The following is a 24,377-nucleotide window of genomic DNA, read 5'->3' as shown; positions in this document are numbered from 1 at the left end:
TTCAATATGATTGCACATTAACTGCTATTCATTCAACTTATCATATTCACACTACATGCTTTTATATATTCTATTGTATCAAACGAAATAACATTTAAGTATTTTGAAAATCTTATGAAATAATTCAAAAATAAGTTGACACTCTAATTGATAAGCATTATCATTATAATTTTATGTTGAAAAGTTTTAAAAACCGTTTTACAATAAGATTATAATTTTTTGGCGAACTTTTCACATACATATTATCAGGAGGGAAAAAATATGGCAAAATATACAATCGTTGACAAAGATACTTGTATTGCATGCGGTGCTTGTGGTGCTGCTGCACCAGACATTTATGACTATGATGATGAAGGCATTGCATTTGTAACATTAGACGATAACCAAGGTATCGTTGAAATTCCAGATGTATTAATTGAAGATATGATGGATGCATTCGAAGGTTGTCCAACTGACTCAATTAAAGTTGCTGACGAATCATTTGATGGCGACTCTTTAAAATTCGAATAGTCTTTTATTAACTTCAAAAAATCCCCCTCATAAGTATGAGGGGGATTTTTTGCACTCTTTTTCATTCTCACTAACAAAAAAACCATTAGCAGTTACGCTGCCAATGGTTTAATATTTTTAAGCATTTTTCATTTTTGCAAATACCCATACTTTCAAGCGTGAAAATAATGCTACAAATACAATTGTTACAACAATTCCTTTAATTACATTAAACGGTAATATCGCCGTTACAATAGTTTGTCGCATAATATCACTAGACATAGCTGGTGAATTTAAAAACCAAGTGTACGCTGGTAAAATAATAAAGTAGTTTAACACACTCATAATAACTGTCATAGTAATTGTACCTAACATTAATCCTGTCGTTAAACTTTTTACTGTGCGATACTTTCGGAATAAGAATGCTGCTGGACCAATAAATAAACATCCCGCTATAAAGTTTGCTACTTCTCCTACTGGTACTCCCGTTAAACTTCCTTGAATTCCGTAATGCAAAATATTTTTTATCGCTTCTACAATTACACCTGCAATTGGACTAAAAATTATTGCCGCAATTAAAGCTGGCACATCACTAAAATCAATTTTTAAAAATGGCGGAAGCCCTGGGAATGGAAAATCCAACATCATTAGTAAATACGCAATACTACTTAGCATCGCTACACTCACCATCTGCACTACACTGTTTTTTTGTTTCATCTTTCTCTCTCCTTTTCCATCGATCTTCTCATGGAAAGTGGAAAGGTTCTGCTATGCCTATTTTTCATAGAACGAAAAAACCCTTTGTGATTTACACAAAGGGAGAATTTTAAGGCACATCAAACAGACGTTCAAATACTTATCTTTTTTGAACGCTTGAACCTCCATCTTCTCCCATCCAGACTGTACTGTCGGCTTTGGAATCACACCAAATCCTGCCTTAACGGCTCGCGGGCTTAGAACGAAATTATTAACTGTTCATCACCGCCGGTCGGGATTTTCACCCTGCCCCGAAGATAGACCGATATTCTATTTTCCACTTCATTATACAACAACATGATCGTATTGTGAACAAAAAAAGTGTAACTTACTAAAAATAAGTTATTAATTTTATATCATTAAAGAAACGATCACTATATTTTACAATACAACCCATATTTTTTATAATTCGGTATTTCTCCTATGAATCCCCCTAGTCATATGTCGTCAAAAGTGATAAGATGTTGAATTGTTAAGATAAGAACATTTTCTGAGTTATGGAGGAAATGTCATGAAGAAAGATAAAAGACACTCTATTCGAGAAGCAATGAAAAAGAACTTAAGAAAAGAATACTTTTATTTGAAAAAAGAATTACTTTTCTACTGTCCAATTGATCTAGGCACATTCTCAAGAGAGACATACTACGCTACTTTTGACCAAGATGGCATAAGTATTTATCAGTATGATAAAAAAACAGAAAGTAAATTAAAATTGTGTGAGCGTCATCCATGGAAGAGTTGGAATAAGGTAAAAGTTGATCACTATTTAACAACTTCTCAATTTATTTTCCAAGGTGAGCGAAACTGGATTTTATCCCTTTTCCAAAAAGGAAAAGAAGCTCAAAAAATAATTGAAGAACATACATCTTTACAAACGGAAGTTGTTTCCCGTCCGTTTTCCAAGAAACTTCCTGGTTTCCGTTCTGATACACCATTGAATAAATACATCGGTAGCATTTGTTACACTGCACTTATTGCATTTTTATTAAAATGGATGATTCCATTTCAAGCACCACAAATCGCCCTGTATTCTCTTTCAATTGGCTTTATGCTTCTTGGTTTACTTTGTCTTACAATTGGTCTAATCGAACCAACTATCGTACTATTTCGGACAAAAGAAAAAACAAGAACAAAAGTCTTTTACTTATATAGCTACTTAGCTATTACTGGATTTATATGTGTCTTTATTTTTTGGTAAAAGAAGCCGTCCCAAAAGATCTTTTGGGACGGTTTTTCGTTAAGGATAGGTTGCTCTTACTGTCGCATTTTATTGTTATATCGACATTTCTTGTCGAAATGTCGATATAATTTCATTTACTATCGCAATCTTAAATAAGAAGAAAATAAATTTATTCAAAAGTTATGCTTTTGGGACGTTGCCTTTACTTGACGTATAGTTGTTGGTTCGGATAGATTTGCTCTTGTCGCAATCCATTCCTCACTTTAATTTCCTCAACTGTCATACTAAATTTCCGGGCAATACCCACTAAAGTATCACCTTTTTGTACAATATATAGTGATGATGACACAACTTGATTTTTTTGTTCATTTAAAACAAGCAACGGATTCATCGCATTCCTTTTCTCCATCGTCCATCTCCCTTGATGCACTTCTAAATGTAAATGCGCTCCTCGCGATTCTCCTGTATTCCCTACCTCTCCAATTAGCTCTCCTTTTGAAATGTTATCACCTTGAACTACATATCTCTTATTTAAATGCGCATAAACAGCCTCATATTCTCCATGTTTAATAAACACAACATTTCCATAACTACTTGAAAAATAAGACTTTGTCACCTTACCATTTTGAATAGCTGCAACAGGCGTTCCAATTGGCGCAGCTATATCAATACCATAGTGTTTCCCATGTCTTGTCCCAAAATAATCACTTATCTGCCCATCAACAGGCCATATCCACTGATTCCCTTCAGCGTAAACATGTAATTGAGATAAAAATAATACACTCAATATCACCACGCCACATTTTAACGCTTTCATATACATCCTCCGTTTTCTAATAACCGTCATACCTTCTCTATTGTGGGATATTACAGAAAAAAGTATACAAAAAAAAGAAAGTGTATTACTCCACTTCCTTCTCTTCTTTATTACGAAAAACAAGTGCACTGCGGTTATATTCCACATCTTTCACTTGTAAACGCGCATTTATTACTCTAGCAAGCGCAAATAAATAATCAGATAACCTATTTACATACTTTAGAACAATTTCATTGGTTTCTCCTTCTTTTTGCAATGACACTATACAACGTTCTGCTCTTCTTATAACTGTACGTGCAATGTGTAGTGCAGCCGATATCTCGCTACCGCCTGGTAAAATAAAACGCTCTAAAGGCGGCGCTTCTTCTGTATACGAATCAATTCGACTCTCTAAATACTCGACCATCTCTATCGTTACTTTATAAGGGATCTTCTTCTCTACTATTGCTAAATCCCCTCCACAATCAAATAGTTCATGTTGAATATTTTCAAGTTCGTTATAAATGTTACGAAAACATTCCTCTTGTAATTTAGACATGGCATATCCGATATGAGAATTCGCCTCATCAATTGTTCCATAAGCTTCTACACGTATATGATCTTTATCCACTCGGCCACCTATGACACTCGTTTCCCCTTTATCACCTGTTTTTGTATAAAGTTTCATTTCATTATGACACCTCTCTTTTTATTTTCATTCTGATTATTAAAGAAAAAAACTCTACCATTCTTTATTTAATTGCACTTACAAAAAAATAAAAAACAGTAAAGCTTTTATTCATGATCAACTTTTTAAAAACATATATATCTAAATTATACGATTTGGTAAATATACAGAGAATGTAGTTCCTTCTCCAACGACACTTGATACAAAAATCTTCCCTTCATGACCTTGAACAATATTTTTAGCAATCGCAAGCCCGAGTCCAGTTCCAATTTTTTTCCCGCGAGTTCTCGCTTTATCAGCTTTATAGAATCGATCGAACAAGAACGGAATATCTTCTTCTGGAATACCAACACCTGAATCTTGCACTTCGAAAGTAAGGCCACTATTTTTCGTATTAATTACAAGTGTAACATGTCCACCTGCATTTGTATGACGGATTGCATTATCAATTAAATTCGTCAGTACCTGTTCCATACGGTCTGCATCAAACGGATATTGTGCAATTGGACTTTGGAAATCCACTGTTAATTGGACTTCTTTATCCTTTGCAATCCCCTGGAATTTACGTCCAATTTTTTCGACAAATGGATGAATATCTACTTCACCTATATGTAACTCTACATGTCCACTTTCCATACGGGCTAAATCTAATAACTCATTTACAAGTTTACCTAAACGAACAGATTCATCATAAATAATTTGAACAAACTCATTAATTTCTTCTTTCGTTTGCACAATATCATCTAAAATTGCTTCACTATATCCTTGAAGCATTACCATCGGTGTACGAAGTTCATGTGATACATTCGCAATAAAGTCTTGACGCATTTTCTCAAGACGACGCTCCTCCGTCATATCTCGCAATACTGCTACAGCTCCACGAATTTTTGTTTGATTGTAAAGCGGTGTCATAAGAACTACGTAGTTACCTTTTTGCAAATTAATTTCAACAACTTGTTGTTGCTCACTTTCTACAACGAGATGGAATAGTTCAACAAGTTCAGAAGGCAGTTTTTTAATTAACTCTACTTCTTTTTCTTCTTGCCAAACTTGTAAGAAGTTTTCTGCCGGTGGGTTGATAACAACGACTTCACCTTCTTGATTTAACGTAATAACACCATCTGCCATACTACTCAAAATGCTAGCTAACTGCTCTTTTTCTTGCTGCAGGGCATTCATATTAAACTTCAGCTGTTTCCCCATTTGATTTAAAGCAGTTGCAAGCTCACCAATTTCGTCCTGCGACACCATAGGGGCTTTCGTATCAAATTTCCCGCGCGCTACCTCAAATGCAACCTCACGCATTTTACGAAGCGGTGCCGTAATTCGAGTAGATAAGAAAAATGCAAAGAAAGTTGTTAAAATAATCGCAATCCCGGCTGATAAGAAAATAAAATCAGTCGTTCTCTCCATACCTTGTATTGGAACTTGCAATGATTCATATACAAACACTGCACTTTGATTTTTTGACTGTACTGGTTTCCCGACGATCATAATATCATTTTCAGTATTTTTATTCTTCCTACTATTAGAAGCTTTTCTAATGTTATTTTTAATTTCTTTTTTGTCTTTAAATACAGCCGCTAATTCTTTATCTTCTTTTAAATTATCTATTGTTAGAGTAACTAACCCTTCTTGTTTCGGAGAAGAGGAAATCTCCTTACCATCTTCTACAATAATGATTCTTGAAAGTGGATCAGAGAATTTGTACGCGATATTCTCAATCGTTTTTACATCGGCACCTTCTTCAATTAACTCTGAAACACTAGTTGCAACTTTTTGAAGCCTAGCTTCACTCATATCAACATAATATGTTCTAAAAAACTGTGAAAGTAAAATCGCAACAAATCCAAGAACAAACGAAACGAGAAGTAATATGGTCATCCATAACTTCCCTACTACACTTCTCCAAAGCATCAGTCGTTCACAACCTCAAACTTGTAACCTACGCCCCAAACGGTAACAATCATCTTCGCTGCATCTGGTGATTGTTTACTTAACTTTTCACGTAAACGCTTTACATGCGTATCAACTGTACGTAAATCTCCGAAGAACTCATATTGCCATACTTCTTTTAACAATTGCTCACGGTCAAAAACTTTATCCGGGGATTTCGCTAAGAATAATAGTAATTCATATTCTTTCGGTGTTAAGTTTACTTCATTACCATCCGCTGTAACGCGGTGCGCATCATTATCAATTGTTAAATGAGGGAAAACAGTAACATCTTTCGTCGTTGTATCTTGTGTAAAGAATGTCGTTGGTACAGCACGGCGTAATACCGCTTTCACACGAAGTACTACTTCACGCGGGCTAAACGGCTTTACAATATAATCATCAGTTCCAACTTCAAACCCTTGTACCCTATTTACTTCTTCACCTTTTGCTGTCAGCATAATAATTGGCGTCGCTTTCTTCTCACGAATCCCTTTACACACTTCGATACCATCTTTACCAGGCATCATAATATCCAGTAGGATTAAATCATAATCATTTTGTAACGCCATTTCTAAAGCTGTATCACCATTATCCGCTTCTTCAATTGTGTATTGCTCTCTTTCTAAATACATCTTTAATAAACGACGAATACGATCCTCATCGTCTACAATTAAAATTCTTGATTCATTTTCCATTTCTACCCGCTGCGTACTTTTACCACAACGGTTTACACCTACCCTTCTACAATATAATGTTGCACCTATCCTCGTTTAATTAAGCATTTTTTAACGTTCCACTTCCCATATTATGCTTCACAAGAATAATAAAGTTTGTTCATTTTTTTTCCAAAACTATGTATTTTTTTTGAACAGTATATTTGGTCCTCGACATCATTTTACAGAATCAACCGCTACTTTGTCATGTTTTTCTCAAAAAAGAAGAAAATTTGACAAAAATAAAATAGGAAAGTGACATACACTCTCCTATTTTAGTTCTCTATGCATATGAATGTAAACCCGCGATAATTAAGTTTACTACAATAAAGTTAAACATAATGATTGCAAAACCAATCACTGCAAGCCAGGCGGATTTTTCTCCATGCCATCCTTTAGATAAACGTAAATGTAATACCGCAGCATAAAAGAGCCAAGTAATAAGCGCCCAAACTTCTTTTGGATCCCAACCCCAAAAGCGCGTCCAAGCGATTTGAGCCCAGATCATTGCAAAGATTAATGCTCCTAATGTAAACACCGGGAAGCCTATCGCAATAGAACGATATCCGATTTCATCTAATAAATCACTATTCGTATTCTTTACTAACGGCTGAAGTGCCGCTGACACTCGCTTACGTAAAACAAGTCTTAATACAATATAAAGTAGCATTCCGACTAACACTGACCAAATAACAGTATTTAACTTTTTCGCATTTACAATCGCTGGAACTTCAACCGCCGGTTCTAATTTATTTTCTGTCATTAACTTCCCTTCATGCGGTCCAACTAAAGCAGGGAGATTATACTTCATTTCAACTTGTTGTTCATTTTTATCAATCCATTGAAACTTCGCTTCGTATTTCATACTAGAAAATACCGTTGTTATTCCAATAAACCCAACTGTACAAACAAGTGTGAAAACTACTGTCTCTAACCAAAATGTACGCTTACTTCTTGTTGATTGATCTACATTTTTCAGTAAATACATTACGCCTGTAATAAAACTAATTGCTAATATTGCTTGTCCCGCTGCCGCTGTCGTTACATGAATATGTAGCCAATTACTCTTTAAAGATGGGATAAGCGGCGAAATTTCTCTCGGGAACATACTTGCATAAGCGATTAATAAAAGAGCTACCGGTAAAGCAAATAAACCAATAATACTTACACGATATACAAAGTACATAATGATAAAAGCTCCCACAAGCATCATGCCAAAAAATGTACCAAATTCAAAAAAGTTACTAACCGGTGCATGTCCTGATGCGATCCATCTTGTAACAAAATATACTATTTGTGCAATAAATCCTAAAATTGTTATAGTTATACCTATATTTGCCCACTTGTTACCTTTTTCTTTAATTGCTCCTCCAAAAAATAAAGTTGCAATTAAATATAAGATAAACGCCGCGAACAGAAAATTACTACTTATTTGTACCATATCGTTTCCCCACCTTAACTAATTTTTTTCATTCATTTTATCGTGTGGTTGTGGAATCGCTGTTCCTTCTAGTACTCTTTCAATATCTTTCTTTAAGCCGAACCAATTTTTATTCGTATGGCCTGCAACCCACCATTCATCATTAACACGTTGTATCCAAATACGGCGATGGTTCCAATACATACCTTGAATCACACCAACCATAAATATAAATCCTCCAATACCGAGAATCCAAAGCGTCAAATCTTTTCTTACTGTAAGAGCTGTTGCATTTTGCATTTCCACACCTGCAAATGACATTTTATATTTATTATTCCCGTCAGGCTCTATGTTTTGCTGAATACCGACGAAACTAACTTCACCATCTGGTGTTTCCGGGGTAAACATTTTAAAGACGAATGCAGGATTATTCGGTAATTTTGTTTTCGTATTCGGCCTTCCATTCTCATCAAAATAAAAATCAGGAAAATAGCTTAATAGTTCTAGAGAATACCCATTTCCTAAATCATATTTTTCTGTAGGATTCGCTAAATCTACTTTAATCGGTCCCAACTTTTGATTATTTTCTTTGTTTTGCAAATGGAAAGACATGCTTTTAAATTCACTTTCTTTGTAATCCACTTGATAAACAGCAAATTGATCAAATTTCAGTGGCTCATTCACTCGAATTTCAGCTTCTTTTACCTTTTCTAATTTTGGTTTTTGACCCGCTATATTTTCTCCTACCGCTTTATATAATACAGCATTTGTTTGGAAGTTTTTCGCAATCATTTTATCACCAACACGATCAATTGCTTCATCAAAAACTTCTTTATCCTTACTCTTATCATAAACTTCCTTGATAAACTTTTCGTTTTTCAAATAGTATTGACCTTCTGTTCCTGGTATTTCTTTCGTTTCACCGTCACGTAACCAAAGTGCTTCATCTACATACATACTCGGTAAAAAACGTAGCATTGCACCGAATAGAAAGATAATAAGACCAATATGGTTTACATATGGACCCCAACGGGAAAAACGTCCCTTTTCCGCTAAAACGTTCCCGTCTTCCACTTTCACATTATAATTACGTTTCTTTAAATTAATTTGAACTCGTTCTAAGTCACCTTCATGCGGCGTACCAATCCCGTGCACTCTCTGTCTTTTCAAAAAACTTGGGTGTCTTTTCACCCCTTGTTTTTTTAAAGCTTTATAAAGAGGAATGACACGGTCTAAACTACATATAACAAGTGAAATACCAATAGAAGCAATTAAAATCATGTACCACCATGATCCATATAAATTATTAAATCCTAATTGATAGTATAATTGTCCTAAAAATCCATACTCGGTCTTATAATATTCAGCTGGTTCGATTCCTGGAGTTATGTACATTTCTTGGGGAAAGATAGTTCCTATTGCCGATGCAGCTAAAGTTATTACGATTAACCATACACCTACTTTTACAGAAGAGAAAAAACTCCAAATTTTATCGACTATCGTTTTTGTATGTGTGAGAGATCTCCGAGCACTCCCCTCATATCTCATATCCAATAATTTTATATTTTCATTACTTTCAAATGGTTTCCCACATGCTTCACAAAAAATGGTTCCTATCGGATTAACATGTCCACATTCACACTTAATTTCTTTCAAAGCTCTCACCGCCCTTTTATCTATATGTACTATTGTATATTCCAGCTTAGAGTTACCGCAATACTCAGAATTTTTAAAGCGAAGGCGCTATACGTAAGCACCTCTTATGTAAAGGCTTTCTTAATTATGGAGTGATTTTCTTTAAGTACTCTTCCAATTGTTCCTTCGTTTGCTCACCTATAATTTGCTCTACTACTTTTCCTTCTTTATCAATTAAAAGGGTTGTTGGTAATGGTCCCACTCCATATGTACCTATGATCTTTTGCCCTTTATCAATTGCAACTGGGAATTTCAAATCATATTGTTTCACAAAGTTCTTCACTGCGATATCCGTTTCATCTGCATCTAAGGCAATAATTTCAACGCCTTTTTCTTTATATTTCGGATATAACTCATTCATATAAGGCATTTCTTTTTCACAAGGTTTACACCAAGTTCCCCAAAAATTTAAAAATACACCTTTTCCCTTTAAATCTTTTAATTCAATATTCTTTCCTTCTAAATCAGTTACAACAAAGTTAGGTGCTTCTTTTCCAATTTGCATTTTCTCTTTATCAGTAAAAAATCCTTGATATAGCGTAAACCCTACCGCACCGCTTAAAATGAGCAAAATGATAACACGAAATAATAAGCGATTTTTTTTCATGTTGTCTCCCCTCTCTTCGACGAGTGATAAATATATGTATTTTTTAATAAATCACCAGCGGAGCATTCCACTGGTGAAAGTTTCACAATATAGATTAGCGAGGCTTTGTAGAAGCCAATGCACGTAATTGTTTCACCTCATGTGGTGTTAATTCTCTTGCATCACCAGGACGCAAGCTACCCACTTCTAAAAAGGCATAACGTTCACGTTTTAATTTCATTACTTTACAATCTAACGCTTCAAACATGCGGCGTACTTGACGGTTACGTCCTTCATGAATCGTTAATTGTACAATCGCCATCTCTTTACGCTTGTCCCAAGAAATAATTTTCACTTGTGCTGGTGCTGTTTTCCCATCTTCTAATGCAACACCTCGTTCTAACATGCGAATTTTATCACCTGTTAATGGCCCTTTAATTTTCGCAACATACGTTTTTTCAACCTTATATCTCGGATGCATTAATACATTTGCAAATTCACCATCATTTGTCATCAATAATACGCCAGACGTATCATAATCTAAGCGTCCTATTGGGAATAAACGTTGTCTAATTTCAGGGAAAAAGTCTGTTACAACATTTCTTCCTTTATCATCTGATACACTTGAAATTACACCAGTTGGTTTATATAGTAAAAAATAAACAGGTTCTTCTTTTTCAAGAGGGATGTTATTTACTTCCACTTTATCTTGAGGAGTTACTTTTGTTCCTAACTCCTTCACTATTTTCCCATTAACTTTCACTTTCCCTTGCTGAATTAATTCCTCAGCCTTTCTTCTCGATGCAATACCTGCTTGCGCAATCACTTTTTGTAATCGTTCCATTTCTTTTTTTCACCTCAAATTTATCTTACCTTACATTAGAAAGACTTGGCAACCGCCTAAGCTTTATGCCATTTACTTCGCCTACCTTTAACAACATAGCAATGATAATAAACGTATAAAGGCTATATCACGTTTTCACCCTTTATTATTATTTACACTTTTTCATGTTGTCCACGATAAAAGTTCACCATTTTGTCAAAAATACCGCATAAAAAAACCACTATTAAACTACACGTTAATAGTGGTCGTATACGTATTATAAGCGAAATAGCGCAAAAAATGAATAGCATTACCGAAACAATAGGGAAACAAACACAATCGAACAAATAATTCCGATTAAATCTGCAAAAAGTCCTACCTTTAATGCATCTCCCATTTTTCTAATACCGACAGCCCCAAAGTATACTGTTAATATATAAAAAGTCGTATCTGTGCTACCTTGCATCGTTGAAGCTAACCTACCAATAAACGAGTCTGGCCCATATGTAGCGATTAAGTCGGTCGTAATACTTAAACCAGCAGATCCCGAAATCGGACGTATAAGTGCAAGTGGAACGATTTCGGCTGGTACATGAATAAGGTCTAACATCGGCTTCATTACCGATATCATCGCATCTAGAGCACCTGATGCCCTGAAAATAGAAATAGATACAAGCATTCCAACCATAAACGGCAAAATGGAAACCGCAATTTGAATCCCTTCTTTTCCGCCCTCAACGAACGATTCGTACGTTGGAACTTTCTTTATCGTGCCATACAAAAGGATAAAACCAATTACACAAGGAATTACCCATAATGAAATTGTATTTACAATACTCATTTTTTCCGCCCCTTTCTACTCCTTCTCCGGTAAAAATAGCGGTCAATCCAAATCGCTCCAATCATCGATAACACTTGTGCTATAAATGTTACGCCAACGATTTCAGTAGGGTTTGCTGATTCATAAGTCATTCGAATCGAAATGACAGTAGTCGGAATTAATGTAATCGCTGAAGTATTTAATGCTAGAAACGTCACCATAGAACGACTTGCTGAATCCTTTCCACCATTTAACTCTTTCAGTTGTTCCATTGCTTTAATACCTAAAGGTGTTGCTGCATTACCTAACCCAAAAAAGTTCGCCATCATATTTGATAAAATGAATCCCATTGACGGGTGATCCTTCGGTATTTCTGGAAATAATCTTTTTACTATCGGCATAAAAAGTGATACTAACTTCTTTAACAATCCAGCTTCCTCAGCAATTTTCATTAAACCGAGCCAAAATACTAAAACACTAATAAGTCCAATACAAATCGTTACAGCATCTTTTGACCCTTCAAACACTGCTTTGGTCACTTCTTCCATCGTTCCATTTATCATGGCATACACAATCCCTATAACTGCCATCGCTGCCCATACGAGATTAACCATCTATCCCAACACCTATCATGTAAGAGAAGATTTCTTTTACGTTATTCCAATACATTCCCGTTGTAGCTACTAACTTTCGTTTACTGTAAAACAAATTTCGTTCTCCAACTTTCTCGTTCCCTACATAAATTTCTGTCTTCCCAATCTTTACTCCATCCGTAAGTTTTGCACTTTTATCGAGCTCAACTTTCAATAACACGCTCTTTCTTTCCTCTTCAGTTAAAGGTACAGAAAAACTATTTTTCGTATAAACATGATTGGCATATTTCTTTTCATTTATTTCAGCGAGTGCGCCTTGTCCTAAAACTTTCGCTTGCTTATAGCGTTCAAAGCCTTTATCAAACAAATTCATATGATCATCCCAGTCACTAGAAGCACTCAAAGTTACGACAATTAAATCTAGTCCATCTTTTGAAGCTGTTGTGACAAGCGTCCGTCCTGCTTTCTTCGTAAAACCTGTCTTTCCCCCTGTTGCAAATTCATAATAAGATGTCACAAGCTTATGTTTATTTTTCCACGGATAATCCCAAGAATCTGATTTATACGTTTTTGTTCCAAAAATTTTCTTAAAGGTCTCGTTCCCCATTGCATATTTCGTTAATAATGCCATGTCATAAGCCGACGAATAATGCGATCCATCCCCATCCAAGCCATGCGGGTTTGAGAAATGCGTATCTTTCATTCCGATTTCTTTCGCCTTTTGATTCATTAAATATACAAATCCTTCTATACTCCCTCCCACATTTTCAGCAATTACTTGTGCTGCATCATTACCAGATCTAAGCATTAATCCGTAAACTAAATCTTCTAACTTAACTTTTTGTCCAGGTTTTAAATAAATTGCCGATCCTTCTACTCGTACCGCTTCATTACTAACCGATACTAATTCTTTCATTTTTCCTGATTCAGCAGCTAACAATGCTGTCATAATTTTTGTTATACTAGCAATTTTTTGTGGCTCATGTTCTAATTTCCCATATAGCACACGACCGGATTGTTGTTCCATTAAGACTGCGTTACGAGCACTGACACCACCGTTCATTTTTGCATATGCAGGAATTGGCATAACGCTTGCGTACATTATAATTAGCGTAATTATTATACAAATTCGTCTCATATTTCCCCCCACGTCCTTTTGGCACTTTTTGTACAAGTGTATGCTTGGCCTTTTAAAATATGAACGAAATTTTCCTTCCACCTCCACTAAAAAAGACGCATGAGATATGCGTCTAATACGGTGTCCATTCAATTTGCTTCGCACTTTCAAATCTCTTTTCTACATCTGGCCAATTTACAACATTCCACCAATTTTTAATATATTCATCTTTTCGATTTTGATATTGTAAATAATACGCATGTTCCCATACATCCAGTACAAGGAGTGGTATCGTATCCCACTGTGTAAACAATTGATGAAGCGTACTTTGCAAAATTTCTAACCTTCCTGAACGAGGTACCCATACAAGAATTGCCCATCCTGAACCTTCCACTTTAGAAGCGGCTTCCGTGAAATGCTTTTGAAAACGTAAAAAACTTCCGAAATCTTGCTCAATTTGTTGTGAAAAAGCCCCTCTCGGACTTCCACCACCATCTTTTTTCATGTTATTCCAAAATATCGTGTGTAAGTAATGACCTGATCCATGAAAAGCCGCTTCTCTTTCCCAATGCTTAATTAAATCAAATTGATTTGTTTTTCTCGCTTCTTCCATCATCTTCTCTGCTTTATTTAATCCTTCCACGTAACTACGATGGTGTTTATCATGGTGTAACATCATAATTTCTCGTGAAATGTACGGTTCTAGCGCATTATATGGATAAGGTAATGGCGGAAGGGTATGCCCCCCAATCGGAACAGCTCGTTCGCTATCCCCTCTTTCACATAGTTCATATTCCTCTCCTTCTTGCATAAATACTTCCTGTAAATGGTGTTGAATATGTTCTACATCATCACTTATTTCATACATAAACTCGGCATCTGTGTCGTATTCATGCTCTTTCATACGCTCTAATAACGTTTGAATTTTATAAGCAAGCATATGGACATCATACACTTCCATTGCACGGCTATCTAATACTTGAAGAACACTTTCACACCAGCTTTCTACTTCATGAAAGTAATCTGTAAATACACCTTGCTGACTCATGTCACACCTCCTTGATGCTATCCACTTTAACTATATTCAATTAAAATCCCTTATATAACTGGACAAAAGGAAAAGAAGCTAAGTATTCTTAGCTTCTTTTCCTTAATTAATATTTGTGCAACATTTTTGTTTGGTAATCTGTCTCATAATATTCTAGTTCTTCACGCATCAATTGAAATTTCCCTTCTAAATCCTTCATCATTCGTTCTATAGATCTAGGGGGGATTTGCTGAAAAACAATAGAATTTTTCCCTGTATAAGCAGAACGACTATTTTCATACCAATGATCATTCTTTGGCGAAAAAAACTCTGCAATTACTTGATGGTAAATCTTATATAAAACTGTTTCAGCTGCGGTCTTTCGAAATGGTTGGCTATTCAGCAAAACAAAACATGCATCAAGTCCTTCTTCACAAAAAACAAGAAGTCTTCTTATTGATGCTAATATCCCTTTATAGTATTGCTCGTTTCCTGTTGGTGTCTCCTCCAATAAAGAAGGTAACGTATGATAATTTACATAATTAGTTATCAAGGAAATTACATCTTCTAAAAATATAGAAACTTGTTCTGTTTGATTTTCAACCATCAAATTAGACATGGCTTCTCTCTCCTTTGCCGTTTTACGCTATTTCTACTCTTTTATTTTTATGTAATTCAGCTAATATTTCTTGTACTTTCACCACTGTTCCCTCATCAAAGTATCGTTGAAAGTCTGTTACTTCATTGAGATACAAGCGCTTCTGCGCGCGTAGCTCTTTATCTTTCAGTAAACAAGCGATCGCTACAATATCTCGTAAATATACGTCTTGTTCTTCTACTTTATAAACTGGATTTCCTTCAAAAGGGGTAATTTCTTGTAAAATTTCTTCAAAATATCGAACATATAAGACAGAAAAGGTTTTCTCTTGATTATTTAATATATATGTCACTTCAGATCTATTAAAAAAATCTTCTGATGTATTCGGTTTTGCTTTTTCTAACTCATATCCTGCATAACCTATTATAATCATCTACTTCCCCTCTCTTCCTTCTTTCATCTTATCTTAACTTAATTTTCTGATAAACGAAATATTCTTTTAAATATAACCTATATAAAAAATAGCTTCCCTATACAGGAATTTACCTTTTTATTTTTCTTGAAGTTTGTCATAATAATATTATTGTCTCAGTTTTCTTACACAAGGAGAGTTGTATTTATGTCGTTTTCATGGAAACGTTTCTTACAAATCGGGAAAATAATCTTCCCATTTGTTGTCTTAACAATTGTTTTCTTTCAAGCTAAAAAAGAATTAGCAGGCATTTCTTTTTTAGAAGCAATTGAAACAATTAAAAACATTCCAACTGGTGGGGTATTTTTAGCGATTACACTCGGTGCATTTGCCGTTTCAACAATGTTCTTTTATGACTTTGTTATGCTTCGTTACTTAAAAGCAGACATACCTGTACAAAAGATTTTCCGCATCTCATGGATTGCAAACACTTTAAATGGATTTATCGGTTTTGGTGGTCTTGTTGGTGCCGGTGTACGTACAATGCTATATCGTCCGCATATAAAAGATAATGGAAAACTTATTAAAAGTATTGCTTGGATGACAACCGCTTTTATTAACGGATTAGCCATTCTGTCATTCCTCGGCCTTATTGGAATATTAGACACTAGTTTTATTCTGCACGAAAAACCGTGGTTATGGCCTGTTCTTATCTTCTTTGCTCTTTTCGTTCCTATATATATTGGGTTTTCTAAAATTAAAAATAGAAAAACAAAACAGCTAGACGGACAAGAGGAAGAAGAAGAAGAGAAAAATCCAACTGTTTTATATTCATTAGTTTCATTAGTCGAGTGGGTATCTGCCGGTATCGTTATGTACGTCATTTTAATATTGTTTGGAATTGATATCGAATTTCAAAAGTTTTTAGGTGTTTACGTAATCGCTGCTTTAGCTGGTGTCGTAAGTCTTGTTCCTGGTGGCCTTGGTTCATTTGACCTTGTTTTCTTAACTGGACTAGGACAATACGGCGTTGATACAGGCGTATTACTACCTGCTATGTTATTATACCGACTTGTCTATTACATCTTACCATTCTGCCTAGGTCTCATTTTTGCAGCCTTTGAAATGACAGGAGCGGCCATAAAAAAAATTGAAGATAAACCCTTTATTGCACCTGCGTTAGAAACAACTGGTGTAATTTGGACTTTACAACGTGATTTTTTAGGGAAATTAGGTTCATGGGCATCCGCCGCTTTAACAGTATTCGCTGGCTTAATGGTTATTCTATCAACAATTTTACCGACTAGTATAAATCGAGCTCACGCCTTACATATTTTAGCTCCAAAGCACCTTATTCAATTTTCTTTTAGCTTATCATTAACATTCGGTATTCTCCTCCTGATTCTTTCGCGAGGCATATATTATGGAACGAAGCGTTCTTACTATATGACGATTGTTTCTTTAATTGGAGCAGCAATCTTTAATACCCTAAAAGGAATTGACATTGAAGAAACCTTTATTTTATTAATCGTACTTGCTGTGTTGTATATGCTTCGTAAAAGATTTATACGCGAGAAAATGGAAGTCTCACTTTCTGATATCGTAAAAGTATTTATCTTCTTATTACTTACGCTATATTTATATAAAAACTTAGGTATTTTATTTGCGGGTGCAAAAGAAGCGTTCCAGCCTGATTTTGTCGTTCGAAATATTACACAAGTTAAACGAAGTGCATTAGCAGCAGCCTTTTTCGTTCCTACTTTTTTACTTATCGGCTCACTAATTGCCAATCGTTATCGTAGTCAATTTCCCGGGCAACCAGCTAATGATAAAAGGTTAGAAAACTTCTTAGATGAACATGGCGGGAATGTACTTAGTCATTTAGGTTTTTTAGGAGATAAACAGTTCTTCTTCAGTAGTGACGGAAAAGCACTTCTTCTCTTTTCAATTACTGGAAAACGTCTTGTTGTACTAGGTGATCCAATTGGTGATCCATCCTCCTACCGCACTGTGTTGCAAGAATTTTTGACTGAAGCTGATCGATTTGGGTATATTTGCGTATTCTATCAAATTGAAAGCAAATGGATGAGCTTATACCACGATTTTGGCTACAACTTCTTTAAACTTGGTGAAGAGGCTGTCGTTGATTTAAATACGTTTACAATAACAGGAAAGAAACGTGCTGGTATGCGAGCCACTTTCAACCGTTTTGAACGAGAAGGTTATACATTCTCTATTCATGAGCCACCATTCTCAGACGAATTATACGAGGAATTAAAGAAAGTGTCTGATGCTTGGCTCGGCGGAAAAAAAGAGAAAGGATTTTCACTTGGGTACTTCGATCGTGAGTATATTAGTCGTGCCCCTATCGCTACATTATCTGATGCAGAAGGAAAAATCATTGCATTCACAACCTTTATGCCAGTATATCAAAGTGGCATATTATCTGTTGATTTAATGCGTTATTATCCAGATGCCCCTAGCGGAATTATGGATGCAATTTTTATCCACTTATTCCACTGGGCAAAAGAAAATGAATACCATTCCTTTAATATTGGTATGGCACCACTCTCAAATGTCGGTTTATCAACGCAATCGTTCTGGTCTGAACGAGTTGCTGCTGCAATATTTAATAACGTTCGTTACACATATAGCTTCAGCGGTTTACGACATTTCAAAGAAAAATATAAACCTGCATGGAGTGGAAAATATTTAGCATTTCGAAAGAATCATTCTTTACCAATTACAATGCTCTCTGTAACAAAATTAATAGGAAAACGAAAAAACAGCTAAGTACTTAGCTGTTTTTTCGTTTTTGCACTTGTATACTAAACTCCTTTTCATACTTCTTACCATTTATATAGAAATCCCCCCATATTTTATATGTTCCTTCTTCTGGAAATGTAATACGATATTGTAATTGCTCATCCGTATCAACAGGAATGGCATATAAAAAATGTCCCCTCGTTTCATCAACGATATATAGCGCGTTGACTTCGCCTCTCCCTGAATTTAATTTCAGCTTTTCTCCCTTTTTCGCTTGAAACTGAAATGTTAATGTCGTTGCCTCATTCGGATGTAATGCACCAAATAAAAGAGACACTTGATGCTCTCCTATATTTTTTGTAAGTACAGTATCGACAGGTAGTTTCTTTTTATTCTTGTCCTTGTTTGTCTCCTTTTTTTCTTCACCAAAATCTTTCTTAGCAAATGATTCCACTGACTTGTTTTCATTTTCATACAAAAATATCGTGTACCCTTCACCTTTTGCTACATCTGAAGATAGCTTATACGATCCATTTCCAGCAAATATAGGCTTCGTTTGTTGTATGTTTTTCAAATTCCCATCCACTATCACTGCTCGAATTTGATCGTTCACACCACGAACTTCATTATTCATTTTATTTAGCAATTGAAACGAAATATCGGCTTTTTCATTTCCCTTTTTATTTTTCACATCCCATTTCACTTCTTGAACATCTCCGGTCGTTTCTACAGTTTCTTGATATTTTTTTATGTAAAATCCTCCTGCCACAATAAGTACTAGTGCAATAAGCCCAATGACAAGATTTTTCAAAATATCACCTACCATTTTTATTGTCTTTATCCATGCAAAACCTCTTAAATATATATTCTAGATTATGATTTATGAAATCCTCCTCTTTTGTACATATTACAAATAAAAAAGATTTTAATTGAAAGGAGTCGTAGTGTATAATGCAAATGATATTGATTTCTATCAATACATTATAAGGAGGATTTTTCATGAGTGTACATATTGAAGCAAAACAAGGCGAAATTGCTGAATCTATTCTATTACCTGGTGATCCATTACGTGCAAAATATATTGCTGAAACATTTTTAGAGGATGTTACTTGTTATAATAACGTGCGTGGTATGTTAGGTTTTACTGGAACTTACAAAGGAAAGCGTGTATCTGTTCAAGGTACAGGCATGGGTGTTCCTTCTATTTCTATTTATGTAAACGAATTAATTCAAAGCTACGGAGTGAAAAATTTAATTCGTGTTGGGACATGTGGTGCAATTCAAAAAGATGTTAAGGTACGTGACGTTATTATTGCGATGACGGCTTGTACAGATTCTAATATGAATCGCTTAACATTCCCGGGTTTTGATTTTGCTCCTGCTGCAAACTTTGATCTTTTAAAGAAAGCTTACGATGCTGGAACAGAAAAAGGATTACACGTTCGTGTTGGTAACGTATTAACAGCAGATGTATTTTATCGTGAGAGCATGGACATGGTTAAAAAACTTGGAGATTACGGTGTATTAGCAGTAGAGATGGAGACGACTGCTCTTTACACATTAGCAGCTAAATATGGTGTAAATGCATTATCTGTATTAACAGTAAGCGACCATATCTTCACTGGTGAAGAAACAACATCTGAAGAGCGTCAAACTACATTTAACGAAATGATTGAAATCGCTTTAGATGCAGCAATTCAGCAATAGTACACTAAAGAACTCGTCATACGTCTGGCGAGTTCTTTTTTATGCTAAAATACTTCTATAGTCACTGTACCGTCTCTTTATGTGACTTTCTATAAAAAACTACTTTAGAGATAGACAGATTTATCCCCTCTACTTTTTTGTAACCTTTGTTATAATTAAGAAATCATTTATATTACAGTATTTTTCATACGAGGTGAAACAGTGAAGAACAGAAGCATCGTCTTTAAACTATTTTTATTAACATCAACTTTATTTACAATCATATTTCTCCTTTTTTTCCTTGGACAATCTCTATTTTTAGAGAAGTTTTATATTAATAAAAAAGTAAAAACCGTTCAAACGGCTTTTGAAAAATTCGTAGATAATTATGAAAAAAGCGACAAAAGTTTTGAGGGAATCAGAAAGCTAAAACAAGAATTCCACGATAAAACGAATGCTGAAATGCAATTTTTAGATTCTAACGGCATTATTAAAAGTGAAAACAATTACTACATTGAGGTAATTAACCCTAATAACAATAAAACCTATTCCATCCCACTTAATAATCTTTTAACACCCGAAGAATATAATAAATTCGAAAATTTAGGCTTAAAAAAAGAGGGCATGATTCACGTAGAGGGATTTTTACAAGATAATATAATAACGCCACTAGAACTGACGACTAATTATAATCGATGGCGAAATGAAAATGTCAATTCGGATTTTCAAACAATTAGTGGTAACCCCTCTAAAAATAGACTCACAAATCGATATAAAACTACGTCTCAGATCAGTTTTACCGGTGTGATATCTAAATTACATATCCCTTCCAAATCTGAGGTTCGCCTTGCAAATGATTTTGAAACATTACAAGCTGTTGAATATTTTGCAAGCACTATTAGACAAGGTACTTCTAATTCAAATCAATTAAACACGTATATTTTAGATAGTGGGGAAAATATAAAAAACAGTGTCTTTGTAAAGCCTATTATGGAAAACGGAAAAACTAAGGAGTACGCTTTTGTGATAGCATCTTTACAACCTGTGAATGAAGCAATGCTCGTTTTAAAAGATTATTATGTCTATGCCTTAATTATCGTGTTTCTCGTTATTATTTTGTTATCCTTCTACTACTCAAAAATCATTGTTAAACCATTAATTAAGATAAATCGTGTTACAAAGAAAATGGCCAACTTTGATTTTAGCGAGAAGTTACCTGTTACAGCAGACGATGAAATTGGCGGGTTATCAAGTGGTATTAATACACTCTCTGTAAATTTAAAAGATCGAATCGACCGATTAAATGTTGCTAATACAAAATTACAACAAGATATTGAACGCGAACGTCAATTGGAAAAAACGAGAAAAGAATTCATTTCTGGTGTATCTCATGAATTAAAAACACCACTTAGTGTTATTCGTAGCTTCGCTGAAGGTATTCAAGATGGCGTAAGTAAAGATACGACATATTATACAAATGTTATTTTGGAAGAGACAGATAATATGAACAGGCTCATTGTTGAAATGTTAGAATTAGCAAAACTAGAATCAGGTACGTACAAACTAGAAATGTCGACATTCTCGATCGGTGAATTAATTCAACAAGTCTATACAAAATTATTATTTAGCATGGAGGAAAAACATTTACAAGTGGACATCCATGCTGACTCTTCTCTATTTGTTAAAGCAAATCGTAGCCGTATTGAGCAAGTCGTTGTAAACTTACTTAGCAATGCAATTCGATATACTCCAGATGGTGAAAAAATACACGTCTCTATTATAGAAACGGAAGATACAGTGAAAATCAAAATTGAAAACACAGGTAATCCTATTCCAGAAGAAAGCCTTGAAAAAATTTGGGATCGCTTCTACCGTTTAGACGCTTCTCGTAGCCGTCATACTGGAGGTACTGGCCTTGGGTTATCCATTGTGAAAAACATTTTAGATCTCCATCACGCTGAATACGGCGTGTATAATACCACTAATAGCGTTGTATTTTATTTTAATTTACAAAAAGTAAAAGAAGTCAAATAATTTGTCTTAATTTCACTAGGAGTTCACATGAAATTCACACTCTCCCTTTATAGTAAGAAACAAGTTAATCCTTTCCTTTACACATATAAAAGAGGAGAGTGCGTGAAATGAAACAAGCAGGACAACCTATTCAAAATGAAAAACAATTAGAAACTATCAAAAATATACTTTTACAATCTTCGAAACGTGATGGCTTATTATTCGTATTAGCTGTAAATTCTGGCTTAAAAGTAAGTGAAATCTTACAATTAAAAGTTAGTGATGTAATCGATGAAGACGAAAATGTTCGCCATTCCATTTTATTTTACAATGAAAAAGTAAAGAAACATAAATGGTTTGCTGTAAATGAAGACTTACAGCACGCAATCGAAGACTACATGAAAGAACGTAAAACTTGGAAACGTAATGAACCATTATTAAAGTCTCAAAAAGGAACAAAGTCTATTACGAGACAACATGCATGGTACATTTTAAACAAAGCTGCAAAAGAAGTTGGATTAGAAGGGATTAGCTCACATACACTTCGAAAAACTTGGGGCTATTGTGCATACAAATCAGGTGTTGATATTGCATTTTTACAACACTTCTTTGATCACAGTACTCCATCCAAAACTTTAAAGTATATCGGTATTGCTTAATAACTCTTATACATAAAAAGGTTACCATTTGTAAATTTGGTAACCTTTTTTATGTTTCATATTCTCTTTTCTTGTCTCTCCTATACTGTAGTGGTACTCTAATAGTAAGGGGGAGAAATTATGAACACATTAACAATTGAATTACCGAAAGAAACGGCTGAAAAACTTGATTTATTAAAGAAATCTTATGAAAAGAAAACAGGTGCTACAATTTCTGAAAGCACTCTCGTTCAAACACTTATCTCAAAGGAATTTATCCAAGCGATAACTCCTTTTGATTTACAACAAATCATCAATGGAAAAGAACAGCAGTAATTGCTGTTCTTTTTTTATTACTATTTAAAATATAAAGTGAAACTTTAATCAGTGGGGGTTTTGTTCATCCCCCACTGATTATTAGCCTTCACCAATCGGGCGCTTACGGGCAGCAGGGCTCCCACCTAACTTCTTTGCTCCAGCCGAATTTTGAGGTAGGGGTTTTACTGCCGCAAATAGCGGGATAAAAAGTTTTTTACTTATTTTCCGAAAAACCATTGACAATGATAATGATAACCATTATCATTTATTATGAAGCCAACAATTGATGAATCAACCAAACGCTCAGTAACATTGTTACCCCTCTTTTTCATATAGAAAGGCACTGTACATTCCCCCTGTTTGTACAGTGCCTTTCTTGTTTATCATCATTCAAACAAATTTAATTGCTCAGGCTTCGGCTCACCATATGTAATGTTCATCATTTTCATAAGCTGTTTCGCATTATCCGCTGCATCTCCGCCCGAATTATTATTAAACAATACAAATATATCCTTCGTCTTCTTTTTCAATCGCTCTAATCGTTCTACCCATTCCGCCAATTCTTTACTATTATAACGATATAAACAGCGAACCGCTCTCCAATTTTCTCCTTTATCCAGCCAACCATGAACATTTCGGCCATGAAAACGTATTAACGCCATGTCCGAGTTTGTTGCCTCTAATATAAGCGGTACTGATCCTATTCCAGCCTGAGGCTCATCGCAAATTGTATGAATCCAGTTTTCTTTTTCTAAAAACTGTAACGTCTTATCTCTCATTTCTGGATAAAACCATGTTTGATTTCGAAATTCTATTGCACATGGGAAATCTTCCATTTTTTCTTTCGTGTATCGAAGTAAATCTACATTTTTCACTTTACAATCAAACCATGGTGGGTATTGAAATAAAATCATTTTTAATTTATTTGCTTCTATTAAAGGAAGAATGGATTGTTTATACACATCAAACATCTCATCGAACGTAGAAAAAGGGATTTCCCCTTTCATATGTCCTGTCATTCCTTGATAGGCTTTTACTATAAAAGAAAAATCTTTCGGTGTTTCCATCGCCCATTTTGTATAATTCCGCGCAGGTTGTATCGCATAAAATGAACTATCTACTTCCACAATGGGAAAATGTTCACTATAAGTTCGCAATTTATTTCTATTTTCATAGGGATTTATATATAAAGAATCATGATCTCCCCACCCTGTCACTCCAATGAAAAGCAAATATATCCCTCCCTTTTTAACTTCACCTTCTATCCATTCTACTCACTTCCCGGACATTTCAGCTAATCAATTT

Annotated in this window: 25 protein-coding genes and 1 riboswitch; of the genes, 7 read left to right on the top strand and 18 right to left on the bottom strand. The window is 34.8% G+C overall.

The annotated features are described in order from the left end of the window. Positions 1-261 precede the first annotated feature (261 nt). On the top strand, positions 262-510 hold the full coding sequence (locus tag MR155_RS07175) for a ferredoxin (protein WP_001151994.1): 249 nt from the start codon (positions 262-264) through the stop codon (positions 508-510). Positions 511-627: 117 nt separating this feature from the next. Here the strand turns inward: MR155_RS07175 and MR155_RS07170 are convergent, their stop codons facing one another. Then, positions 628-1,206 carry an ECF transporter S component gene (locus MR155_RS07170; RefSeq protein WP_002011769.1) on the bottom strand — a complete coding sequence of 193 codons (579 nt, stop codon included), beginning with the start codon at positions 1,204-1,206 and terminating at the stop codon, positions 628-630. A 162-nt stretch (positions 1,207-1,368) separates the two neighbouring features. Then, positions 1,369-1,508, bottom strand: a riboswitch (FMN riboswitch). A 248-nt stretch (positions 1,509-1,756) separates the two neighbouring features. On the opposite strand from MR155_RS07170, the gene MR155_RS07165 reads away from it, so the two are divergent. Beyond that, positions 1,757-2,443, top strand: coding sequence for a hypothetical protein (locus MR155_RS07165; RefSeq protein ID WP_002011767.1), 687 nt, complete (start codon positions 1,757-1,759; stop codon positions 2,441-2,443). Positions 2,444-2,627: 184 nt separating this feature from the next. On the opposite strand, the gene MR155_RS07160 is transcribed toward MR155_RS07165, so the two are convergent. The 14 genes from MR155_RS07160 to MR155_RS07095 form a co-directional block, all read right to left on the bottom strand. Then, positions 2,628-3,242, bottom strand: a complete 615-nt coding sequence (locus tag MR155_RS07160) for a peptidoglycan DD-metalloendopeptidase family protein (protein WP_002141020.1) — start codon at positions 3,240-3,242, stop codon at positions 2,628-2,630. Between the two features lie 85 nt (positions 3,243-3,327). Further along, positions 3,328-3,909, bottom strand: coding sequence for a cob(I)yrinic acid a,c-diamide adenosyltransferase (locus MR155_RS07155; RefSeq protein WP_016092975.1), 582 nt, complete (start codon positions 3,907-3,909; stop codon positions 3,328-3,330). A gap of 141 nt (positions 3,910-4,050) precedes the next feature. Further along, positions 4,051-5,826 carry a sensor histidine kinase ResE gene (resE, locus tag MR155_RS07150; protein WP_219301817.1) on the bottom strand — a complete coding sequence of 592 codons (1,776 nt, stop codon included), beginning with the start codon at positions 5,824-5,826 and terminating at the stop codon, positions 4,051-4,053. Further along, complete coding sequence (gene resD, locus MR155_RS07145) at positions 5,826-6,542, bottom strand: DNA-binding response regulator ResD (RefSeq protein ID WP_002011758.1); 717 nt, start codon at positions 6,540-6,542, stop codon at positions 5,826-5,828. Before resD ends, resE begins: the two co-directional genes overlap by 1 nt. A 301-nt stretch (positions 6,543-6,843) precedes the next feature. After that, complete coding sequence (resC, locus tag MR155_RS07140; protein WP_242309068.1) at positions 6,844-8,001, bottom strand: cytochrome c biogenesis protein ResC; 1,158 nt, start codon at positions 7,999-8,001, stop codon at positions 6,844-6,846. Positions 8,002-8,019: 18 nt separating this feature from the next. Beyond that, positions 8,020-9,636, bottom strand: a complete 1,617-nt coding sequence (resB, locus tag MR155_RS07135) for a cytochrome c biogenesis protein ResB (RefSeq protein WP_219301815.1) — start codon at positions 9,634-9,636, stop codon at positions 8,020-8,022. 124 nt (positions 9,637-9,760) lie between these two features. Next, the gene (gene resA / locus MR155_RS07130) at positions 9,761-10,282 is read right to left on the bottom strand and encodes a thiol-disulfide oxidoreductase ResA (RefSeq protein ID WP_242309039.1); all 522 of its coding nucleotides are present in this window, start codon (positions 10,280-10,282) and stop codon (positions 9,761-9,763) included. A gap of 94 nt (positions 10,283-10,376) precedes the next feature. Further along, positions 10,377-11,105, bottom strand: coding sequence for a 23S rRNA pseudouridine(2605) synthase RluB (gene rluB / locus MR155_RS07125; RefSeq protein ID WP_002064494.1), 729 nt, complete (start codon positions 11,103-11,105; stop codon positions 10,377-10,379). A gap of 289 nt (positions 11,106-11,394) precedes the next feature. Continuing rightward, the gene (gene spmB, locus MR155_RS07120) at positions 11,395-11,925 is read right to left on the bottom strand and encodes a spore maturation protein SpmB (protein ID WP_002201161.1); all 531 of its coding nucleotides are present in this window, start codon (positions 11,923-11,925) and stop codon (positions 11,395-11,397) included. Continuing rightward, positions 11,922-12,518, bottom strand: a complete 597-nt coding sequence (spmA, locus tag MR155_RS07115) for a spore maturation protein SpmA (RefSeq protein ID WP_002086662.1) — start codon at positions 12,516-12,518, stop codon at positions 11,922-11,924. Before spmA ends, spmB begins: the two co-directional genes overlap by 4 nt. Then, a complete protein-coding gene (locus MR155_RS07110) occupies positions 12,511-13,635 on the bottom strand; it encodes a D-alanyl-D-alanine carboxypeptidase family protein (protein WP_113937035.1) in 1,125 nt (374 codons plus the stop codon). Before MR155_RS07110 ends, spmA begins: the two co-directional genes overlap by 8 nt. Before the next feature lie 112 nt (positions 13,636-13,747). Next, entirely contained in the window at positions 13,748-14,662 is a 915-nt protein-coding gene (locus MR155_RS07105) for a superoxide dismutase (RefSeq protein WP_002030730.1), read from the bottom strand. 106 nt (positions 14,663-14,768) lie between these two features. After that, the gene (locus MR155_RS07100) at positions 14,769-15,260 is read right to left on the bottom strand and encodes a YpuI family protein (protein ID WP_002135239.1); all 492 of its coding nucleotides are present in this window, start codon (positions 15,258-15,260) and stop codon (positions 14,769-14,771) included. A 22-nt stretch (positions 15,261-15,282) separates the two neighbouring features. Then, positions 15,283-15,672 (bottom strand): hypothetical protein, encoded by a 390-nt coding sequence (locus MR155_RS07095; protein WP_002135238.1) that lies wholly within the window; start codon positions 15,670-15,672, stop codon positions 15,283-15,285. A 186-nt stretch (positions 15,673-15,858) separates the two neighbouring features. On the opposite strand from MR155_RS07095, the gene mprF reads away from it, so the two are divergent. After that, the gene (gene mprF, locus MR155_RS07090; protein WP_044438005.1) at positions 15,859-18,444 is read left to right on the top strand and encodes a bifunctional lysylphosphatidylglycerol flippase/synthetase MprF; all 2,586 of its coding nucleotides are present in this window, start codon (positions 15,859-15,861) and stop codon (positions 18,442-18,444) included. Positions 18,445-18,448: 4 nt separating this feature from the next. Here the strand turns inward: mprF and MR155_RS07085 are convergent, their stop codons facing one another. Next, the gene (locus tag MR155_RS07085; RefSeq protein ID WP_044438004.1) at positions 18,449-19,243 is read right to left on the bottom strand and encodes a hypothetical protein; all 795 of its coding nucleotides are present in this window, start codon (positions 19,241-19,243) and stop codon (positions 18,449-18,451) included. A gap of 173 nt (positions 19,244-19,416) precedes the next feature. Here MR155_RS07085 and deoD point away from each other — a divergent pair, with 173 nt between their 5' ends. The 4 genes from deoD to MR155_RS07065 all read left to right on the top strand — a co-directional run bounded on the left by deoD (position 19,417) and on the right by MR155_RS07065 (position 23,090). After that, positions 19,417-20,124, top strand: coding sequence for a purine-nucleoside phosphorylase (deoD, locus tag MR155_RS07080; protein WP_000110707.1), 708 nt, complete (start codon positions 19,417-19,419; stop codon positions 20,122-20,124). 201 nt (positions 20,125-20,325) lie between these two features. Next, positions 20,326-22,137 (top strand): sensor histidine kinase, encoded by a 1,812-nt coding sequence (locus tag MR155_RS07075; protein ID WP_242308997.1) that lies wholly within the window; start codon positions 20,326-20,328, stop codon positions 22,135-22,137. Positions 22,138-22,244: 107 nt separating this feature from the next. Continuing rightward, the gene (locus MR155_RS07070; protein WP_000806230.1) at positions 22,245-22,775 is read left to right on the top strand and encodes a tyrosine-type recombinase/integrase; all 531 of its coding nucleotides are present in this window, start codon (positions 22,245-22,247) and stop codon (positions 22,773-22,775) included. A 120-nt stretch (positions 22,776-22,895) separates the two neighbouring features. Beyond that, complete coding sequence (locus tag MR155_RS07065; RefSeq protein ID WP_002011737.1) at positions 22,896-23,090, top strand: DUF3924 family protein; 195 nt, start codon at positions 22,896-22,898, stop codon at positions 23,088-23,090. Between the two features lie 81 nt (positions 23,091-23,171). Here the strand turns inward: MR155_RS07065 and MR155_RS07060 are convergent, their stop codons facing one another. After that, positions 23,172-23,315 (bottom strand): hypothetical protein, encoded by a 144-nt coding sequence (locus tag MR155_RS07060; protein ID WP_242309281.1) that lies wholly within the window; start codon positions 23,313-23,315, stop codon positions 23,172-23,174. A 143-nt stretch (positions 23,316-23,458) separates the two neighbouring features. Further along, a complete protein-coding gene (locus tag MR155_RS07055; protein WP_219301810.1) occupies positions 23,459-24,304 on the bottom strand; it encodes a DUF72 domain-containing protein in 846 nt (281 codons plus the stop codon). Positions 24,305-24,377 lie beyond the last annotated feature (73 nt).

The sequence above is a fragment of the Bacillus cereus group sp. BfR-BA-01331 genome (genome assembly GCF_022663915.1).
GTDB lineage: Bacteria > Bacillota > Bacilli > Bacillales > Bacillaceae_G > Bacillus_A > Bacillus_A mycoides.
Note: the sequence above shows the minus strand (reverse complement) of the source record. Positions and strands in the feature narration are given on the sequence as shown.

Bases quoted from the DNA above. Each gene is read 5' to 3' on its own strand.
- mprF (WP_044438005.1), top strand. From the start codon at position 15,859: ATGTCGTTTTCATGGAAACGTTTCTTACAAATCGGGAAAATAATCTTC.
- MR155_RS07100 (WP_002135239.1), bottom strand. From the start codon at position 15,260: ATGTCTAATTTGATGGTTGAAAATCAAACAGAACAAGTTTCTATATTT.
- MR155_RS07070 (WP_000806230.1), top strand. From the start codon at position 22,245: ATGAAACAAGCAGGACAACCTATTCAAAATGAAAAACAATTAGAAACT.
- resC (WP_242309068.1), bottom strand. From the start codon at position 8,001: ATGGTACAAATAAGTAGTAATTTTCTGTTCGCGGCGTTTATCTTATAT.
- MR155_RS07095 (WP_002135238.1), bottom strand. From the start codon at position 15,672: ATGATTATAATAGGTTATGCAGGATATGAGTTAGAAAAAGCAAAACCG.
- MR155_RS07110 (WP_113937035.1), bottom strand. From the start codon at position 13,635: ATGAGACGAATTTGTATAATAATTACGCTAATTATAATGTACGCAAGC.
- spmB (WP_002201161.1), bottom strand. From the start codon at position 11,925: ATGAGTATTGTAAATACAATTTCATTATGGGTAATTCCTTGTGTAATT.
- MR155_RS07065 (WP_002011737.1), top strand. From the start codon at position 22,896: ATGAACACATTAACAATTGAATTACCGAAAGAAACGGCTGAAAAACTT.
- MR155_RS07085 (WP_044438004.1), bottom strand. From the start codon at position 19,243: ATGGTAGGTGATATTTTGAAAAATCTTGTCATTGGGCTTATTGCACTA.
- resD (WP_002011758.1), bottom strand. From the start codon at position 6,542: ATGGAAAATGAATCAAGAATTTTAATTGTAGACGATGAGGATCGTATT.
- deoD (WP_000110707.1), top strand. From the start codon at position 19,417: ATGAGTGTACATATTGAAGCAAAACAAGGCGAAATTGCTGAATCTATT.
- resE (WP_219301817.1), bottom strand. From the start codon at position 5,826: ATGCTTTGGAGAAGTGTAGTAGGGAAGTTATGGATGACCATATTACTT.
- MR155_RS07175 (WP_001151994.1), top strand. From the start codon at position 262: ATGGCAAAATATACAATCGTTGACAAAGATACTTGTATTGCATGCGGT.
- rluB (WP_002064494.1), bottom strand. From the start codon at position 11,105: ATGGAACGATTACAAAAAGTGATTGCGCAAGCAGGTATTGCATCGAGA.
- MR155_RS07165 (WP_002011767.1), top strand. From the start codon at position 1,757: ATGAAGAAAGATAAAAGACACTCTATTCGAGAAGCAATGAAAAAGAAC.
- MR155_RS07155 (WP_016092975.1), bottom strand. From the start codon at position 3,909: ATGAAACTTTATACAAAAACAGGTGATAAAGGGGAAACGAGTGTCATA.
- resA (WP_242309039.1), bottom strand. From the start codon at position 10,282: ATGAAAAAAAATCGCTTATTATTTCGTGTTATCATTTTGCTCATTTTA.
- MR155_RS07160 (WP_002141020.1), bottom strand. From the start codon at position 3,242: ATGAAAGCGTTAAAATGTGGCGTGGTGATATTGAGTGTATTATTTTTA.
- MR155_RS07170 (WP_002011769.1), bottom strand. From the start codon at position 1,206: ATGAAACAAAAAAACAGTGTAGTGCAGATGGTGAGTGTAGCGATGCTA.
- spmA (WP_002086662.1), bottom strand. From the start codon at position 12,518: ATGGTTAATCTCGTATGGGCAGCGATGGCAGTTATAGGGATTGTGTAT.
- MR155_RS07105 (WP_002030730.1), bottom strand. From the start codon at position 14,662: ATGAGTCAGCAAGGTGTATTTACAGATTACTTTCATGAAGTAGAAAGC.